General features: G+C 73.0%; 14 protein-coding genes. 3 read left to right on the forward strand and 11 right to left on the reverse strand.

What is annotated here, in order from left to right; translation table 11 throughout:
* Positions 1-30: 30 nt before the first annotated feature.
* From N8J89_RS22025 to N8J89_RS22035, 3 genes are all read right to left on the reverse strand, one after another.
* Complete coding sequence (locus N8J89_RS22025) at positions 31-2451, reverse strand: ATP-binding cassette domain-containing protein (RefSeq protein WP_283658880.1); 2421 nt, start codon at positions 2449-2451, stop codon at positions 31-33.
* A gap of 71 nt (positions 2452-2522) precedes the next feature.
* Positions 2523-2933 carry a VOC family protein gene (locus tag N8J89_RS22030; protein WP_283658881.1) on the reverse strand — a complete coding sequence of 137 codons (411 nt, stop codon included), beginning with the start codon at positions 2931-2933 and terminating at the stop codon, positions 2523-2525.
* A 10-nt stretch (positions 2934-2943) separates the two neighbouring features.
* Positions 2944-3387, reverse strand: a complete 444-nt coding sequence (locus N8J89_RS22035; protein ID WP_283658882.1) for a helix-turn-helix transcriptional regulator — start codon at positions 3385-3387, stop codon at positions 2944-2946.
* 122 nt (positions 3388-3509) lie between these two features.
* Between N8J89_RS22035 and N8J89_RS22040 the strand changes: the two genes are divergently transcribed.
* Positions 3510-4298 carry an alpha/beta hydrolase family protein gene (locus tag N8J89_RS22040; RefSeq protein WP_283658883.1) on the forward strand — a complete coding sequence of 263 codons (789 nt, stop codon included), beginning with the start codon at positions 3510-3512 and terminating at the stop codon, positions 4296-4298.
* Here the strand turns inward: N8J89_RS22040 and N8J89_RS22045 are convergent.
* The 4 genes from N8J89_RS22045 to N8J89_RS22060 form a co-directional block, all read right to left on the reverse strand.
* Complete coding sequence (locus N8J89_RS22045; protein ID WP_283658884.1) at positions 4291-7203, reverse strand: AfsR/SARP family transcriptional regulator; 2913 nt, start codon at positions 7201-7203, stop codon at positions 4291-4293. The genes N8J89_RS22040 and N8J89_RS22045 overlap by 8 nt on opposite strands.
* 5 nt (positions 7204-7208) lie before the next feature.
* Positions 7209-8450 carry a cysteine--1-D-myo-inosityl 2-amino-2-deoxy-alpha-D-glucopyranoside ligase gene (mshC, locus tag N8J89_RS22050; RefSeq protein ID WP_283658885.1) on the reverse strand — a complete coding sequence of 414 codons (1242 nt, stop codon included), beginning with the start codon at positions 8448-8450 and terminating at the stop codon, positions 7209-7211.
* Positions 8451-8535: 85 nt separating this feature from the next.
* Positions 8536-9714: an MFS transporter gene (locus N8J89_RS22055; protein WP_283658886.1), complete on the reverse strand. Its 1179-nt coding sequence runs from the start codon at positions 9712-9714 to the stop codon at positions 8536-8538.
* 22 nt (positions 9715-9736) lie between these two features.
* A complete protein-coding gene (locus tag N8J89_RS22060; RefSeq protein WP_502868317.1) occupies positions 9737-10615 on the reverse strand; it encodes a patatin-like phospholipase family protein in 879 nt (292 codons plus the stop codon).
* Positions 10616-10889: 274 nt separating this feature from the next.
* On the opposite strand from N8J89_RS22060, the gene N8J89_RS22065 reads away from it, so the two are divergent.
* Positions 10890-12503, forward strand: a complete 1614-nt coding sequence (locus N8J89_RS22065; RefSeq protein WP_283658888.1) for an ABC-F family ATP-binding cassette domain-containing protein — start codon at positions 10890-10892, stop codon at positions 12501-12503.
* 59 nt (positions 12504-12562) lie between these two features.
* Here the strand turns inward: N8J89_RS22065 and N8J89_RS22070 are convergent, their stop codons facing one another.
* From N8J89_RS22070 to N8J89_RS22085, 4 genes are all read right to left on the reverse strand, one after another.
* Positions 12563-14524 (reverse strand): vWA domain-containing protein, encoded by a 1962-nt coding sequence (locus N8J89_RS22070; protein WP_283658889.1) that lies wholly within the window; start codon positions 14522-14524, stop codon positions 12563-12565.
* A 90-nt stretch (positions 14525-14614) separates the two neighbouring features.
* A complete protein-coding gene (locus N8J89_RS22075) occupies positions 14615-14914 on the reverse strand; it encodes an alpha-amylase inhibitor (RefSeq protein ID WP_283658890.1) in 300 nt (99 codons plus the stop codon).
* A gap of 79 nt (positions 14915-14993) precedes the next feature.
* A complete protein-coding gene (locus N8J89_RS22080; RefSeq protein ID WP_283658891.1) occupies positions 14994-15779 on the reverse strand; it encodes a M15 family metallopeptidase in 786 nt (261 codons plus the stop codon).
* Positions 15780-15791: 12 nt separating this feature from the next.
* Positions 15792-17189 (reverse strand): sigma 54-interacting transcriptional regulator, encoded by a 1398-nt coding sequence (locus N8J89_RS22085; RefSeq protein ID WP_283666224.1) that lies wholly within the window; start codon positions 17187-17189, stop codon positions 15792-15794.
* Between the two features lie 96 nt (positions 17190-17285).
* Between N8J89_RS22085 and N8J89_RS22090 the strand changes: the two genes are divergently transcribed.
* On the forward strand, positions 17286-18014 hold the full coding sequence (locus N8J89_RS22090) for a polysaccharide deacetylase family protein (RefSeq protein ID WP_283658892.1): 729 nt from the start codon (positions 17286-17288) through the stop codon (positions 18012-18014).
* Positions 18015-18392 lie beyond the last annotated feature (378 nt).

An 18392-nucleotide genomic window follows, 5' to 3' on the forward strand; every position in this document is an offset into this window, starting at 1 on the left:
TCGACCACCGCGCCCCGCCGCGCAACCGGGTTAGCGGCGCTTGCGGGTGGCCTTGGCGGGGCTGCCCACGTACTCGGCCAGGTGTTCGCCGGTCAGCGTGGAGCGGGCGGCGACCAGGTCGGCCGGGGTGCCCTCGAAGACGATCCGGCCGCCGTCGTGGCCCGCGCCGGGACCGAGGTCGATGATCCAGTCCGCGTGCGCCATGACCGCCTGGTGGTGCTCGATCACGATCACCGACTTGCCCGAGTCGACCAGCCGGTCCAGCAGGGCGAGCAGCTGGGCCACGTCGGCCAGGTGCAGTCCGGTGGTGGGCTCGTCCAGGATGTAGACCCCGCCCTTGTCGGCCATGTGCGTGGCCAGCTTGAGCCGCTGCCGCTCGCCGCCGGAGAGGGTGGTCAGCGGCTGCCCGAGGGTGAGATAGCCGAGGCCGACCTCGGCCAGCCGGTCCAGGATGGCGTGCGCGGCCGGGGTGTGCGCTTCGCCGGAGCCGAAGAACTCCAGCGCCTCGGTCACCGGCATGGCCAGCACCTCGCTGATGTCGCGGCCGCCGAGGTGGTAGTCCAGCACCACCGCGTCGAACCGCTTGCCCTCGCACTGCTCGCAGGTGGTCGCGATGCTGGCCATGATGCCCAGGTCGGTGTAGGTGACCCCGGCGCCGTTGCAGGTGGGGCAGGCACCCTCGGAGTTGGCGCTGAACAGCGCGGGCTTGACCCCGTTGGCCTTGGCGAAGGCCTTGCGGATCGGTTCCAGCAGCCCGGTGTAGGTGGCCGGGTTGCTGCGCCGGGAACCGCGGATGGGGGCCTGGTCGACCGAGACCACCCCGGCGTCGGCGGGCAGCGAGCCGTGCAGCAGCGAGCTCTTGCCCGAGCCCGCCACGCCGGTGACCACGCACAGCACGCCCAGCGGCACGTCCACGTCGACGTCCTGGAGGTTGTGCTTGTTCGCGCCGCGGATCTCCAGCTTGCCGGTGGCCGCGCGCACGGTGTCCTTGAGCTGGGCGCGGTCGTCGAGGTGGCGGCCGGTGACGGTGCCGCTGGCCCGGAGCCCCGCCACAGTGCCCTCGTAGCAGATGGTGCCGCCGGCCGCGCCCGCGCCGGGGCCGAGGTCGACCACGTGTTCGGCGATCGCGATGGTCTCCGGCTTGTGCTCCACCACCAGCACGGTGTTTCCCTTGTCCCGCAACCGCAGCAGCAGCTCGTTCATCCGCTGGATGTCGTGCGGGTGCAGGCCGATGGTGGGCTCGTCGAAGACGTAGGTGACGTCGGTGAGCGAGGAGCCCAGGTGCCGGATCATCTTGACCCGCTGGGCCTCCCCGCCGGAGAGCGTGGCCGAGGGCCGGTCCAGGGACAGGTAGCCCAGGCCGATCTCGGCGAAGGCGTCCAGGTTGGCGCGCAGCTTGGCCAGCAGCGGCGCCACCGAGGGCTCGTCCAGCTTGCCGGCCCACTCGGCCAGGTCGCTGATCTGCATCGCGCAGGCCTCGGCGATGTTCACGCCCTGGATCCGGGAGGACCGGGCCGCCTCGCTGAGCCGGGAGCCCTCGCACTCGGGGCAGGTGGTGAAGGTGACCGCCCGGTCCACGAAGGCCCGGATGTGCGGTTGCATGGACTCCCGGTCCTTGGACAGGAAGGACTTCTGGATCTTCGGGATCAGGCCCTCGTAGGTGAAGTTGCCGCCGTCGATCTTGATCCGGGTCGCGTCCTTGTGCAGGAAGTCGTGCAGCTCCTTCTTGGTGTACTTGCGGATCGGCTTGTGCGGGTCGACGAACCCGGACTCGGCGTAGATCCGCACCGTCCAGTGGCTGTCGGACTTCCAGCCGGGGATGGTGAAGGCGCCCTCGGCGATGGACTTGGCGTCGTCGTAGAGCTGGGTGAGGTCGATGTCGTTGACCTTGCCCTTGCCCTCGCAGCGCGGGCACATGCCGCCGGTGATGCTGAACTCCCTGCGCTCCTTGACCTTCTGGCCGCCCTTGGTCAGGGTGACCGCGCCCGCACCGCTGATGGAGGCGACGTTGAAGGAGAATGCCTGCGGGGAGCCGATGTGCGGGGTGCCGATCCGGCTGAACAGGATGCGCAGCATCGCGTTGGCGTCGGTCGCGGTGCCCACCGTGGAGCGGATGTCCCCGCCCATCCGCTGCTGGTCCACGATGATCGCGGTGGTCAGCCCGTCCAGCACGTCGACCTCGGGCCGGGCCAGGCTCGGCATGAAACCCTGCACGAAGGTGCTGTAGGTCTCGTTGATCAGCCGCTGGGACTCCGCGGCCACGGTGTCGAAGACCAGCGAGCTCTTGCCGGAGCCGGACACGCCGGTGAAGACCGTCAGCCTGCGCTTGGGCAGCTCGATGCTGACGTCCTTGAGGTTGTTCACCCGCGCGCCGTGCACCCGGATCATGTCGTGGGTGTCGGCGGCATGCGGCGCGGCGGTCCGCGTGGTCTTCTTCGGGGCCGTGCTCATCGTCTCTCCATCTGCTGACGCGCCGGCCTGCTGGGCCGTCCTGCTTGCTCGGGGTGGGTGCGGGGTGGGGCTCAGCCGACCTGCTGGACGCGGATCATGTTGCCCGCGGGGTCGCGGATGGCGAAGTCGCGCACGCCGTAGGGCTGGTCGGTGGGCTCCTGCACCACCTCGGTGTCCCCGGCCTGCAGCTTCTCGAAGGCGCCGTCCACGTCGGCGCTGGCCAGCACCAGGCTGGCGTAGGTGCCCTTGGCCATCATCTCGGTGATGGTCTGGCGCTCGGCCTCGGTGACGCCGGGGTCGGCGCCGGGCGGGTAGAGCACGATGGAGGTGCCGGGCTGGCCGGCCGGGCCGACGGTGAGCCAGCGCAGCCCGTTGTAGCCGACGTCGTTGCGGACCTCGAAGCCGAGGGCGTCCCGGTAGAAGGCCAGGCTGGCCTCGGGGTCGGTGTGCGGCAGGAAGCTCGCGTGGATGGTGAAGGTCATGGCGGTCACGCTAGTTGCGCTCGAACACCGGCGCTTCTCGATTCCTGATCGGTCTGGTCACCTGGTTGACCACGCAGGACGGCAGTCCGGCTGGTCCGGCGGCCTGCTGCCGGTAGACGCTGGGCGGCACGCCGACCAGCTCGGTGAAGCGGGTGCTGAAGGTGCCGAGGGACTGGCAGCCGACGGTGAAGCAGACCTCGGTGACGCTGAGGTCGCCACGGCGCAGCAGGGCCATCGCGCGCTCGATCCGCCGGGTCATCAGGTAGGAGTAGGGCGACTCGCCGTAGGCCCGCCGGAACTCCCGGCTGAGGTGCCCGGCGGACATGTTCACCCCGCGGGCGAGGGCCTCCACGTTGAGCGGCTGGGCGTGCTCGCGGTCGATCCGGTCGCGCACGCGGCGCAGCAGCGCGAGGTCGCGCAGGTGCTGCGCCGCGGCGTCGGGCTTGCTGCTCACAGGGCAGATCGTGCCACGTCAGGGCGGTGATGTCCGCGCAAGCGCGCCACCTCGGGCCGGCCGGGATTCCGCCTGTGGCGTAACCGGCCCCGGACGCGCGGCCGGGGCCCTACCGTGGCCGCATGCAGTCACCGATCACCGGCACCGCCGCCGGCGTGCCGTTCACCGCCCTGCCACCGGCCGGGGAGGGCCCCGCTCCGCTGATCGTCACCTGGCACATGCTGGACGCGCCGCGTTCGGACGCCGCCTTCGCCGCCGCGCTGCCCATGGACGGCCTGCCCGCGTGGCGGGTGCACCTGGGCATGCCGATGTGCGGGGCGCGCATGGTCGACGGCTCCATGGACGCGGGCCTGGCGCTGCTGCGGCAGGATCCGCTGATGTCCGTCCTGTACCCGTTCGTGCGACAGGCTTTCGAGGAGTTCCCGGCCGCGCTGGCCACGCTCCGCGAGCAGCTGCCGGTGGCGGATGGCCCGATCGGTGTGCTCGGCGGCTCGCTGGGCGGGGCGGTCGCGCTGCGGGTGCTGGCCGACAGCGATGTCCCGGTCTTCGCCGCCGCCCTGGTCAACGCCGCCATCCGCCTGCGCCCGGTGGTGGACCTGTTCCCCGGCGACTACCCCTACGACGCGGAGTCCACCGCGGCCGTGGACAGCCTGGACTTCCTCGCCAAGGCCGGCCAGCTCGCCGGTCGCGCCCCGCTGCTGGTGGTCAGCGGCGAGCTGGACCACCCCGCGCTGCGCGCCGATGCGCTCAGCCTCGTCGACGAGCTGGGCGGGCAGGCCGAGCTGGCCTCGATCCCCGGGCTGGCGCACCCGCTGGCCGAGGAGCCCGGTATCGAGCCCGCGCCGCAGCTGCCGCTGACCCGCGAGGTGGACCGCGTGCTGACCGAGTGGTTCGGCCGCCACCTCAGCTGAGCCCGGCCAGGAACGCCAGCCCGGCGCGCTCGTCGCGCGGGTTGCCGATCCGCCGGAACTCCGCCACCGCCCGCTCCCCCAGCTCGAGCGCGCGCTCGGTCTGGCCGAGGGCGGCCCGCACCTCGGCGTGCTCCAGCACCGCGCGGGCGGCCAGCATCCGGGAGTCCATCAGGTGCAGGCTCTGCTGCACGGACTCCATCACCGGCAGCGCCTCCTGCGCCCGGCCCAGCGCGCGCAGCACTTGGGAGAGCCGCAGCCTGATCTCATCCGCCACGCCGCCGACCGCCCCGCTCTGTTCGAGCAGGGCTTCCTGGTGGCAGCTCAAGGCTTCGGTGAGCCTGCCCGCCTTGCGGTGCAGCACGCCCAGGACGTTGAGGGCGAAGGCCCGCATCCGGTAGTCGTGCGCGCCCACCAGCCGCCGCCGCACCTCGTGCGCGACGGCGTGCGCCTCGGCGTCGTGCCCGGCCTCGGCCAGCACGTCGGCCAGGAAGACCTGCATGGCGGTGGCGCTGTGCCAGGCGTCGCCGCCGGCGGAGACGGCCAGGGCTTCGCGGAGGTGTGCGATGGCGGGTTCGAGCCTGCCCTGTTCCCAGTGCGCCGAGGCGAGCCCGGCCAGGAAGGCGGCCCGGTCGCCGGGCTCGGAGTCCAGGGTCAGGCCCAGCTCGGAGACCCGGACCAGCTCCGCCAGCTCGCTGGTGGCCCACCGGCCGACCACCAGTACGTAGACCGCGGCGACCTGGCCCTTGGTGTCCCCCAGCTCGGTGCACTCGGCGAGCAGCGCTTCGACCCGGTCGAAGACCCCTGGCCAGTTGCCGCGGTAGCCCTCCAGCAGCAGCAGGTTTGCCCTGGCCACCCGCTCGGTCGAGCCCGCGCCGAGGTCCCGGGCGCGGGTGAGCGGCTCGGTGGCCTGGTTGTGCTGGCCGAGGGTCACCAGCACCTCGCCGAGCACGAGCGCGAGCTTGGCCTCGGCTTCCTGGTCGCCGTCCTTGGCCGCGGCGTGGCAGCCGGCCTCGCAGACGGTGGCGATGGCGCCGGAGAGCCCGTGCCGCAACAGGTCCGGCAGCATCGCCATGACCAGCCGGTGACAGGCGCCGTGCGGTCCCTGTGCGGCGGCCTGTTCGACGGTGGCCAGCAGCACCGCGCGCTCGGCGGCCAGCCACTCCGGTGTGGCGGTGGCCGCGGCGGTGGCGTAGTGCTCGGTGAGCGCGGCCAGGGCGGCCGGGCCGTCGGTGTCCTCGGCGGCCAGTTCGGCGGCGTAGAGGCGCAGCAGGTCGTGGCAGCTGTGGCGACCGTCCTCGCTGGTGAGCAGCCCGGCGGCGGTGAGCTCGGCGAGCAGTCCGGTGGCCTGGGCGCCGCAGAGGGCGGTGGCGGCGGGGGCGGTGATGTCCGGGCCGGGGATCAGGCCGCAGAGCCGGAACAGGCGTCGCGCGGCGGGGCTGAGGCGTTGGTAGGACTGGTCGAACACGGCGCGCACGGCGGCCTCGGGGTCGCCGGGGATGGACAGTTCGGAGAGCCGGTCGCTGACCCGGAGCCGGGCCACGTGCGCGGGCAGGTCGGCCCCGTCCAGGGCGTTGGCTGCGGCAATGCGCAGCGCCAGGGGCAGGCGGCCGCACAGGTCCAGCAGCTCGGCGGCGGCCTCCGGGCAGGCGGCGACCTGCTCGCCGAGCAGGCTGGTGAGCAGGTCGAGGGCGGCCGGGGTGTCGAGCACGCCGACCGGGCAGGTGTGCGCGCCGGGCAGGCGCAGCTCGGCGCGGCTGGTGATCAGCACGGCGCAGTCGCCGAGGTCGGGCAGCAGAGCAGCCTCGGTGAGGTTGTCCAGCAGTACCAGCAGCCGCCGGCCCGCGGTGACCTGGCGCAGCAGCGCGGTCAGCTCCGCGGTGCCGCTGGGCAGTTCGGCCGGGGGCAGGCCCAGCGCGCGCAGCAGCCTGGCCAGCAGCTCGGCCGGGTCGGTGAGCGCGCCGGTGGTGTAGCCGCGCAGGTTGACGTGCAGCTGCCCGTCCGGGAACCGGCCGCGCAGCCGGTGCGCCAGGTGCACGGCCAGCGCGGTCTTGCCGATGCCGGGCGGCCCGGACAGCAGCACCCGCGCGCCGGGCCGCAGCACGCGGTCCAGCTCGGCCAGCAGGTCGGCGCGGCCGACGAAGGCGGCGATGTCACCGGGCAGCTGGTTCACCGGCCGCCACGGCGCGGCCGTGGCGCTGTCACCGGTGAGGATGGCCTGGTAGGCCGCCCGCAGCGCGGGTCCCGGCTCGGCGCCGAGCTCCTGCGCCAGCAGGGTGCGGGCGCGCTGGTAGACGGTGAGCGCCTCGCCCTGGCGGTCGCCGAGGCGCAGGGCGAGCATGAGCAGCCGCCAGAAGTCCTCGTGCAGCGGGTGCCGGACGGTGAGCACCTGGAGCTCGGCGACCAGTTCGGCGTGCGCGCCCACGGCCAGGTCGAGCTCGATCCGGCGTCGCAGGGCCGCCAGGCGTTCCCGCTCCAGCCGGGGCACCTCGTGCTCGTGCAGCTGCCCGGCCGGCACACCTTGCAGCGCGGGCCCGCGCCAGAGCGCCAACGCCTCGTGCAGCCGCTGCCGCTGCCCAGGTCCTTCGGCCACCAGCGCGCGGAAGCGGTGCACGTCCACGGTCTCCGGCGGCACGGCCAGCCGGTAGCCGGTGGGTTCGGTGCGCAGCAGGCCGTCGCCGAGCTGCCGCCGCAGCCGGGAGACGTAGGTCTGCACGGTCGCCTTGGCCTGCTCGCCCGCGCCCTCCGGCCACAGCTCGCGGACCAGGTCGGCCACCGGGACGGTGCGGCCGGCCCGCAACAGCAGGCTGGCCAGCACGATCCGGTGCTTGGCCGCGCGGATCTCGACCTCCCGCCCGCCGATGACCACCTGGAGCGGGCCGAGCAGGCGGAAGTCGAGATCGGGCACGATCGCTAGAGTGCCACGCCCAGCAGCGCGTCCACCGCCGCCCGCACCAGCGCCGGTGCGGCCGGGTCGCCACCGGCGCGCCGTTCGAGGGCCTCGGCGGCCCAGGCGTCCACCGCGGCGAGCGCGCGCGGGGTGTCCAGGTCGTCGGCCAGGTGGTCGCGCAGCCGGTCCACCAGCGCCTGCCCGTCGGGCCCGGCGTCCAGGGCGACCGCGGCCCGCCAGGTGTCCAGCCGCTGCTGCGCGGCCTGGAGCAGGCCGTCGCTCCACGGCCGGTCGCTCCGGTAGTGGTCGGCGAGCAGGCCCAGGCGCACGGCCATCGAGTCGACCTTGTCCGCGCGCAGCCGGGAGACGAAGACCAGGTTGCCGCGGGACTTGGACATCTTCTCCCCGTCCAGCCCGATCATCCCGGCGTGGCTGTAGTGCCGGGCGAAGGGCTGGAACCCGGTCAGCGCCTCGGCGTGCGCCGCGCTGTACTCGTGGTGCGGGAACACCAGGTCGGACCCACCGCCCTGCACGTCAGGGCCGGCGCCGAGCCGGTTGAGCGCGATCACCGAACACTCGATGTGCCAGCCGGGCCGCCCGCGCCCGAACTCGGAGTCCCAGGCCGGTTCGCCCGGCCGCTCCAGCCGCCACAGCAGCGCGTCCAGCGGATGCCGCTTGCCGGGCCGCTCCGGATCGCCGCCGCGTTCGGCGAAGTAGCCGAGCATGGTCGCCTCGTCGTAGTTGGACTCGTAGCCGAAGCGGCCGGTGGCGTTGTGGTCGAAGTAGACGTCCGGGAACTCGGCGTCGTCGACCCGGTAGGCCGCGCCGGAGGCGAGCAGCTTGGCGATGGCCTCGGTGATCTCCGGAATGGCCTCCACCGCGCCCACGTAGTCCCGCGGCGGCAGCACCCGCAGCGCCTCCATGTCCTCCCGGAACAGCGCGGTCTCCCGCATCCCGAGCACCACCCAGTCATCCTGGTCGCGGGCGGCGCGCTCCAGCAGCGGGTCGTCGATGTCGGTGACGTTCTGCACGTAGTGCACGGTGTGCCCGTTGTCCAGCCACAGCCGGTGCACCAGGTCGAAGGCCAGGTAGGTGGCGGCGTGCCCGAGGTGGGTGGCGTCGTAGGGGGTGATGCCGCAGACGTAGAGCCGGGCCGTGTCACCCGGGGTCGTCGGACGGACCTCCGCAGCGGCGGTGTCGTAGAGCCGCAGGGGGCGGGGGGTGCCGGGGAGCCGGGGTACCGGAGTTGACGACCAGGTCTGCATTCCTCAGACGATAATCAACAGCCGCGCATGAGTCACAGCCCATGACGCGATCCCGTGATCCTCCCAACATCAGGGAATGACCTGGTCAGCGGTGTACAGCAACCGTCGGCAGGGTGCGGCCCAGCACCGGCAGCGCCGCGGTGGCCGCCGTCAGCACCGCGGCGAGAACCAGCCACGGCAGCACCGGGTGGACCGCGGTCAGCGAGATCACCGCGGGCGCGACCACGTTCGAGACGCCGAAGGAGTACTGGAAGCTGGCCACGTACCGGCCGCGCGCCCCGGGTGGTGCGCTGGCCTCGGCCAGGGCGGTGGAGGTGGGCGCGTGCACCAGGTTGGCCACGCAGTGCACCAGCGTGATCCCCAGCAGGTAGGCCAGGTTCCACGGCGCGGGCACCCACAGCGCGGCCGCGGTGGCCAGTGCCCAGGTGATCCACAACAGGCCCGCGCCGGTCAGGGCCGTGGTGCGCGGGACGTTGCGCAGCCGGTCCACCGTGGTGACCTGGAAGCACAGCCGGAACACGGTGCTGGTGACGATGACCGCGCCGATCATCCAGGCCGGGGCGCCCAGCACCAGGCGCAGGTAGACCGGGACGCCGAGCACGAACAGGTCCACCGCCAGCGCGAAGGCGAAGTTGACCAGGATCAGGCCCAGGTACGGGCGGTCGCCCAGCAACTGCCGGAAGGCGCCGTCGCCGCGTTCGCTCGGGGTGTGCGGGGCGGGGCGGACGTAGCGGAGCAGGATGGCCGCGCACACCAGGAAGCTGACCGCGTTGCCCGCCGCGACCAGCCGGTACGGCCAGTCCCCCGCCGCCCCGGTGAGCAGCCCGGCCACTCCCGCGCCGAGACCGAAGCACACCGACATGGTCACCCCGGCCAGCGCGAACGGCCGGTCCTTGCTGGTCTCGGCGGACAGGTCGGCGATGAGCACGAACACCGAGCAGTAGAACCCGCGCTGCCCGGTGGCCAGCAGCGCCGCCGCCAGGAACGCCTCCGGCACGCTGGTGGCCACCAGGTACATCCCGGCCCCGGCCGCCTGCACCAGCTGGGCGGTGACCAGCACCGTGCGCGGCCCCCACCGGTCCACCAGGTGCCCGGCCAGCGGCGGCACCAGCAGGCCGACCGCGGTGGCCGCCGCGCCGACCAACCCCGCGGTCGGCAGGTCCAGGCCGATCACGAAGGTCAGGTACAGCACGGTGACCGGCAGGAACACCCCGGTGCCGAAGGAGTCCACCCCGAGCGCGACCAGCAGTGCGTTTCTCCCCATGCGGGCAAGACAACCAGAGTGGTCAGGGTGTGCTGGGCGTCGGCCCGGCCGGATGCCCGTACAGGCCCGGCCCGTCCACCCGCAGCGTGGCCAGGAACTCGCTGGACTCGGCGTAGGAGCTGGCGATCAGCTCGTTGGTGAACCGGAAGTCCAGCGGGGTCACCGGCCGGGCCGGCGCGCCCGGCAGGTAGACGATCGGCGCGGTCTCCGCCCAGCGGGTGGCCTCCAGCACCGCCTGGTTGCGGGTGGCCAGGGTGGCCCAGAACAGCAGCGTCTCCGGCAGCGAGGCGGGCACCCCGGGCAGGTGGCCTGGGAACGCGCAGTCGAGCACGACCAGGGACTTCGCGCCCATGCTCAGCGCCTGCTGCACCGGCACGTTGGCCAGCACGCCGCCGTCGTAGAGCACCCGCTCGCCGATGCGCACCGGCGGGTAGATGCCGGGGATGGCCGCGCTGGCTAGGATCGCCGGGATCAGCTCGCCCTCGGCCAGCAGCACCGGGGAGGCGGTGACCGCGTCCACCGCGACCGCGCCGAAGGGCAGCACCAGGTCGCTGAACCGGCTCGCGCCGTCCAGGCCCTCGGCGAGCACCTCGGCCAGGCCGGTGTTGCGGAACAGGTGGTTGCGCCCGGCGCGCAGGGTGCGCAGCTGCCGGACCGGGCCGCCGGGGAAGACCCTGGAGCGGGTCATCAGCGCCCACATCCTGGTCAGCCTCCCGGCGGCGTGCTCGGGATCCAGGGCCAGCAACGAGCCGTTGACCGAGCCGACCGAGGTGCCGATCACCAGGTCGGGCCGGATGCCGTGTTCGGCCAGCGCGCGGAGCATGCCGACCTGGATGGCGCCCAGGCTGCCGCCGCCACCGAGAACGAAGCCGACCGGGGTCGGCAGACCGTGGTCCCGCACGGCCATCATCGTCTCATGTGGACGGAACGAAAATGCGTTGCGGCGCGAACGGCGGGTGCCTAACGTAGCCGTCGTCCCATTGCCGTCCAGGGGAGCACCGGTTGATCGGCTGAGGTTGCGAGTCACCGCGACGTCGAGGCATGCCCGCCTCCGCCCGTGCTCGGACCCGGCCGCGACTCCCCCGTTGGACGCGCCCCTCTCCTGAGTTCCGTGTCGTCGCTGTGCGCTCGCGTGTCGCCCTCTCTTCTCGCGACGACACCTCAGGAGGTGCGCCATGTCCGCATCCATCACCTGTTCCGCCCTCGGTTTCCACTGGCCCGACGGCGATCCCGTGTTCGAGGACCTCAACCTGCTCATCGGCGCGGGCCGCACCGGGCTGATCGGGGTCAACGGCTCCGGCAAGTCGACGCTGCTGCGCCTGCTCGCCGGCGAGCTCACCCCGGCGGCCGGGTCGATCGCGGTCACCGGCGAGATCGGCTACCTGCCGCAGACCATCACGTTGGACGCTTCCAGGAGGATTGATGACGTACTCGGTATCTCGGCGCAGCGCGCGGCCCTCGCGGCGATCGAGTCCGGCCGGGGCACCGAAGCCGACTTCGGTGTCCTCGGCGAGGACTGGGACGTCGAGGAACGCACCCGTGCCACCCTCGACCGCCTCGGCCTGGGTCGCCTCGGCTCGGGTCACCTCGGTCTCGACCGCACCGTCGGCGGAGTTTCCGGCGGCGAGTCCGTCCTGCTCGCGCTTGCCGCGCTGCTGGTGCGACGGCCGCCGGTCCTGCTGCTCGACGAGCCCACGAACAACCTGGACCTTCGTGCCCGCCGCCTGGTGCACCGCGCCGTAGCGGAGTGGCCGGGGGTCCTGGTGGTGGTCTCGCACGACCAGGAGCTCCTTGACCTGATGGACCGGATCGCGGACCTGCGCGACGGCGAGGTCCGCTACTACGGCGGCAACTTCACCGCCTACCAGGCCGCGGTGGCCGCCGAGCAGGAGACCGCGCTGCGGCTGGTGCGCGCGGCCGAGCAGGACCTGCGGCGGCAGCAGCGGGAGCTCATCGACGCGCGGGTCAAGCTGGACCGGCGGCTGCGCTACGGGCAGAAGATGTGGGACCAGAAGCGGGAGCCTAAGGTGGTGATGGGCAACCGGAAACGGGCCGCGGAGGTCTCGGCGGGCAAGCACCGGATCATGCACCAGGACAAGCTGGCGCAGGCCAAGGACCGGGTGCAGGAGGCCGAGGAGGCGGTGCGCGCGGACGGGCAGATCCGGGTGGAGCTGCCGCACACCGAGGTGCCGCCGGGCCGCGAGGTGCTCCGACTGTCCACAGTGGAGCTCCGCTGCGGACCGGTGGTGGACCTCGACGTGCGCGGCCCGGAACGGATCGCGTTGGTCGGGGCCAACGGCTCCGGCAAGACCACGCTGCTGCGCACCATCACCGGCGCGCTGGCACCGGTCTCCGGCGAGGTGGCGGTGAAGGTGCCGCTGCGCTGGCTGCCGCAACGGCTGGACGTGCTCGAGGACGAGCTGTCTGCCATCGGCAACGTGGCCAAGGCCGCGCCGGAGGCCGGGCAGCAGCGGATCAGGGCGCAGCTGGCCCGGTTCCTGCTGCGCGGCCGCAAGGCCGAACAGGCCGCGGGCACGCTCTCCGGCGGGGAGCGGTTCCGGGCCTCGCTGGCCACGCTGCTGCTCGCCGAGCCCGCGCCGCAGCTGTTCCTGCTGGACGAGCCGACGAACAACCTGGACCTGGCCAGCGTGGCCCAGCTGACCCAGGCCCTGTCGGCCTACGCGGGCGCGCTCGTGGTCGCCAGCCACGACCTGCCGTTCCTGCGCACCCTCGGCATCACCCGCTGGCTCCTGCTCACCGACACCCTCACGGAGGTGGCCCCCATGTGACAGCCCAAAACCCGCCCGCGTGTTGGCCGATCTCGTACGGGGTCTTGGCCGTTGTGGCGCTACCGCGAGCGCCGGTTGCGCAGGTAGTCACTGACCACCGCCGCGCCCAGCCCGTCGAGGTCCGGCGCGACCACACGGCCGTTGCTGCGCCGGGCCATCAGGTCCACGAACCTGGTGAGCCGCGGGTCCTCGCCGAGCCGGAACACGGTCAGGTTGCTGCCCAGCCTGGCCAGCGCGTCCAGCTCGGCGAGGGTCCGGGCCAGGGTCTCCGGCCGGGGCGGGTAGTCGAAGACCGCCTCGCCGTCGGGTTCCAGGTGCGCGGTGGGCTCACCGTCGGTGACCACCAGCACCACCGGCTGGGCGTCGGGGTGGCGGCGCAGGTGCCGTCCGGCCAGCAGCAGCGCGTGGTGCAGGTTGGTGCCCTGCTCCCAGGCGCCCTCCAGCGCGGTCAGCTCGCCGATGTCCATGGTGGCCGCTTCCCGGCCGAAGGTGATGACCTGCAAGGCATCCGCACGGAACCGGGTGCTGATCAGGTGGTGCAGGGCCAGCGCGGTGCGCTTCATCGGCAGCCACCGCCCGTCCTGCACCATCGACCAGGAGGTGTCCACGCACAGCGCGACCGCGGCCCTGGACCGGTGCTCGGTCTCGGCCACCTCGACATCGGCCACGTCCAGGCGCACCGCCCGCTCCCGCTGCCCGGCGGCGCGCAGCACGGCGTTGCGCACCGTCCGCCCCACGTCCCACGGTTCGGTGTCGCCGAACTGCCACGGCCGGGTGGCTCCGCTGAGCTCGCCCGCCGCGCCCGCGGCCTGGTTGTCCCGGTCGCCGCGGCGGGTGCGGACCTGGTCGAGCACGTCGCGCAGCGCGGTGTCGCCGAGCTGCCGCATGGCCTTGGGGGTGAGCCGCAGCTCCCCGTCGGGGGCGCGTTCCAGCAGGCCGCGTTCGCGCAGCTGGCGTTCCAGCTCGGCCAGCCGCCGCATGTCCACAGTGGACTCCCGGCCGAGCTGGCGGGCCAGCGCGTCCAGGTCGATGTCCTCCAGCCGCGCGCCGGGATAGGACTGGGCGAGCTGTTCGGCGAGCTGGTCCAGCTCGGCCAGGTCCTGCAACGCGGCCGCGCCCTCGGCCATGCCGAGCGGGGTGTCGCCGCGGAAGCGCCCGCGCCCGGTCCAGTCCTGGCCGGGCCGCAGCTGCCGCAGCTGGTTGTCCAGCTGTTGCAGGGCCTGGGCGAGCCGGGGGTCGCCGAAGGCCTGCTGGGACAGCTGGGCGAGCTCCTGGCGCTGCTGCTGGGACAGCGAGTTGAGCAGCCGCTGCGCCGCCGCGGCCCGCGCGGCCAGCAGGTCGACCAGCTCGTCGACGGTGCGCGGGTTCTCCGGGAAGAACTCGCCGTGCCTGGCCATGAACTCGGCGAACTTGGCGTCGATGTCCGGGTCACCCTGGGCGCGCTGGCCGAGCAGCGCGGAGAGGTCCTCCAGCATCTCCCGCACCCGCGCCACGTCCTCCGGCGTGGTCGCCTTGAGCGCCTCGCTCATGCCGCGGAAGCGCTGTTCCAGGGCCTCCTGGCCGAGCATCCGCTGGATCTCCTGGTAGGCCTCGCGGGCCTCGCCGGAGCGCCAGTCGTACTCGGTGAGCTCGCGGACCGCCCCGGCCGGGCTGGCCGGCAGCGCGTCCAGTTGGAACTCCTGGAAGCGGGCGTTGTCGTCGAGGTCGCGGGCCAGGGCCTGGCGTTCCTTGGTCAGCGCCCGCTGGAGCAGCTCCTTGACCTGCTCCAGGGTGCCGTCCAGGCGGTGCCGCCGCTGCAGCTCGCTGCGCTTGCGCCACAGCCGCTGGGTGAGGTCGTCGAGCCCGTGCTGACCGGGCAGGCCGCGGCGGAGCAGCTCGCGCAGCGCGGCATCGGGTGAGCGGCCCTCCATCACGTCCCGGCCGATCTCCTCCAGCGCCGCCCGCAGGTCGGGCGGTGGCGCCAGCGGGTCGGGCCCGCCGGAGAAGCGCCCATACCGGTAGCGCCGAACCGGATCGCTCATGTCCGCCACCCTACGCCTGCCGATCTCCCGCCAGGCAACGGGAAAACGGCAGGCCACCGGAGGGATGGTGGCCTGCCGTCGACGGCGTGGTCAGCAGGCGGTGAGCCTGGCGAAGCTCACCGGCTTGGCCCTGGACTCGGTGTGGCTCCACCGGGGCGCGATGGTGGTGCAGGCGCCTGCCGGACCGGGCTCGTAGCCGACCTGCACCCGCACCGGGAAGTCGCAGTTGTTGCGCACCACCACGGTCAGCGTGGTGGTGCCGTCCTGGACCAGGCTCTGCACGCAGCTGGGCACCGAGGCGGGCGCGGCGGCGACGGCGGGCGTGCTGACGGCCAGTGCCGCGCCCCCGGCCAGCGCCAGGCTCGCCCCGGCCACGACGAGCTTCTTCATCGACTCACGCATACCGGCCACGTAACCAGAGCCACTGCGATCTTGGCACCGGATTCGCCCATAACTGAACAGCCCCGGTTCAGGGTCGTGCGCGGCGGGCCACCGGGAAGTCGAAGTAGGTGCCGGGGAAGGGCTCGTTGTTCAGGGTGAAGTGCCACCACTCCTCGGCCAGGTTGCGGAAACCGGCCGCGGCCAGGGTGCCGCGCAGCAGGTCGCGGTGCACGCGGGCCGGGCCGGTGATGGCCGGGTTGTCGGTGTGGGACAACGGGTCGAAGCAGTCGTAACCGGTGCCCATGTCCACCGTGTTGTCCGGGAACCGGATGCCCACCGGCGCGAAGCAGGGCGTGAGCGGCTCACCGGTCCGGTACGGGCGCTGCGGGCGGACCGGCAGCTTGACCAGGGTGACGTCCAGGGTGCTGCCGCGGCTGTGCCCGGACTTCTCCGCGATGTAGCCGTCGGCGAAGAGCCGGTCCTTGGCCACGTTGGGGTAGAACTCGGCCTTCATCCGCTCGTCGGCGAGGTCCTTGGCCCAGCGCACGAAGTGGTCCACCGCGCGCTGCGGCCGGTAGCAGTCGTAGACCTTGAGCGTGTAGCCCTGCCGCAGCAGCGCGCGCTGGGCGGTGCGCAGCGCGGTCGCGGCCTGGCGGGTGAGCACGCACAGCGGCCGCCGGTAGCCGTCGACGCGCTCGCCGACGAAGTTGTGCCGCCCGAAGTAGCGGATGTCGTGCCGGATGGTGGGGTCGACGTCGGAGAGCACCACGAACCCCGGTGGTAGCCCGCCCCCGGCCGCGGTGGCCGGGGGCGTGAGTGTGCCGGTCGCGGCGACCGCGAGCAGGACCGAGCCGAGAACTGAGCGCAGGGACATCGCCCTGTTCTATCAGCCCCCGTAGACCGCGTCCCCGGACTCGACGTCCTTGGCCAGGTTCCGCGACAGGTACAGCGACTCCAGGGCCAGCTCCACCACCGCGGCGATCCGGCCGGGCGGGTCAGTGGGAGCCACGCCGAAGCGGGCGGCCACCTCGTGCAGCACCGGCAGCTCCGGCAGCGCGCCCAGCACCTCCGCGGCCCGCACCCGCGGCCCGGTGCGCACCGGGTGCCCCTCGGCCACCGCTTCCACCAGCGAGCGCAGGTCGATCCCGGCCAGCGAGGTCCGGGCGGTCTCGGCCAGCGAACGCCGCAGCAGGTGGGTGAGCAGCTCCTCGGCCTCTTCCTCCAGCCCGGCGTGGAACTCCAGCTTGCCGCGCAGCACCGGGGTCACCGCGTCCAGGTCCACCGGCCGCGCCACCGCCGGCCACTCCCCGGTGCGCGCCGCGCGTTGCAGGGCCGCGGCGGCCACGGTCTCGGCGGCGGCCACCGCGAACCGGGCGGAGACGCCGGAGCGCTGGTCCACCGCGCTGGACTCGCGCAGGTGCCCGACGAAGCGGGCCAGCACCTCCAGCAGCGGGTCGCCGACCTCGGCCACCAGTTCGGCTTCCTGGCGGATCAGGTTGATCTCGTCGTCGAGGTCGCTGAGGTAGTGGGTGCGGATCTCCGCGCCGAAGCGGTCCTTGAGCGGGGTGATGATCCGGCCGCGGTTGGTGTAGTCCTCCGGGTTGGCGGTGGCCACCAGCAGCAGGTCCAGCGGCAGCCGCAGGGTGTAGCCGCGGACCTGGATGTCGCGTTCCTCCATCACGTTGAGCAGCGCGACCTGGATCCGCTCGGCCAGGTCGGGCAGCTCGTTGATGGCCACGATGCCGCGGTGGGCGCGCGGGATGAGCCCGAAGTGGATGGTCTCCGGATCGCCGAGGCTGCGACCTTCGGCGACCTTGACCGGGTCGACGTCGCCGACCAGGTCGCCCACGGAGGTGTCGGGGGTGGCGAGCTTCTCGGCGTAGCGCTGCGAGCGGTGCAGCCAGGCCACCGGCAGCTCGTCGCCGAGTTCGGCGGCGCGGCGGCGGGAGGCCGGCGTGATCGGGTCCAGGGGGTCTTCGGCGAGCTCGGCCCCCTCGATCACCGGGGTCCACTCGTCCAGCAGGTCGGCCAGGGTCCGGGCGAGCCTGGTCTTACCCTGGCCGCGTTCGCCGAGCAGCACCAGGTGGTGCCCGGCCAGCAACGCGCGTTCCAGCTGTGGCAGCACGGTCTCGTCGAAGCCGACGATGCCGCGCCACACCGGGCGCCCGTCACCGAGGGCGGCCAGCAGGTTGGTCCGGATCTCCTCGGCCACGCTGCGCGGCTGGTGCCCGGCGGCGCGCAGGGCGCCCACGGTGCGCGGCAGGTCGGCGGGAGCCGTTGGCACACTGGTGTTCACCCGCGCGACGGTACGCCTGTCCGCTGGCTGCCCGCCGCCGGAGTTCGATGATCAACCGGAGAGCCGCTGATGCGTCCTGGGAACATGCGGAGATCTGTGCCTCGCCGGTGGCTGGTCTGGACCCTGGCGCCGGTGCTGGTGCTGCTCATCTCGCTGTGGGGGACCTGGCGGGTGAGCGACTCGCGGACCTTCCAGTTCTACGGCGGGCTCACCGACCGGGTGGACACCGGGGACAAGGTGGTCGCGCTGACCTTCGACGACGGCCCCACCGAACGGACCCCCGAGGTGCTCAAGGCGCTGGCCGAGGCGCAGGTGAAGGCCACCTTCTTCGTCACCGGCCAGGAGCTGGCGGTCTACCCCGAGCACGGGAAGGCGATCGTGCGGGCCGGGCACGAGCTGGGCAACCACAGCTACTCGCACCAGCGGATGGTGCTGGTGGGCGGGGACTTCGTGCGCACCGAAGTCGAGCGCACCGACGCGCTGATCAGGGCGGCCGGGCACACCGGGGAGATCCACTTCCGGCCGCCGAACGGGAAGAAGCTGCTCAGTCTGCCCCGCTACCTGGCCGCACACCAGCGACAGACGATCATGTGGGACGTGGAGCCGGAGTCCGACGGCACCGATGCCGCCGATCCGGCCGCGATCACCAGGTCGGTGCTGGAGAAGACCCGCCCGGGGTCGATCGTCCTGCTGCACGTCATGTACCCGGTGCGCCAGCCCTCCCTGGCCGCCGTGCCGGAGCTGGTCGCCGGGCTGAAGGAACGCGGCTACCGCTTCGTGACGGTCTCGGAGCTGTTGGCCCTGCGCCGCTGACCGGGTGGCAGCGCCACCGAGACCTGGCCCTCCACCACCCGGCCGCGCTGGGCCGCCGGTTGCTTCCACCAGCCCGAGCACCCCTGGGTGCACGGGTGGGACAGCTCGGCGAACCGGAAGCTCCCGTCCGCCTGGGGCACCGGCTGGCGCCAGGTGATGAACCCGGTGTCCGAACACCAGTGACAGCGCGGCGCTAAGTCGGGGTCACTGCTTCGGGATGTCTCCGGTGCCACCACATCTCCCACATGGGCCGTAGTCGTTGTCCACGTCCACTCCGGAACCCGCACACTGCGGGCAGGTCTCGAACTCGAACCGCATCCTCTCACCCACATCCGCCTCGGAGCCGTTGCCGCGCAATCACGATCGGGTCGAAAACAC

It is taken from the genome of Crossiella sp. CA-258035 (genome assembly GCF_030064675.1).
In the GTDB taxonomy this organism is placed as follows: domain Bacteria; phylum Actinomycetota; class Actinomycetes; order Mycobacteriales; family Pseudonocardiaceae; genus Crossiella.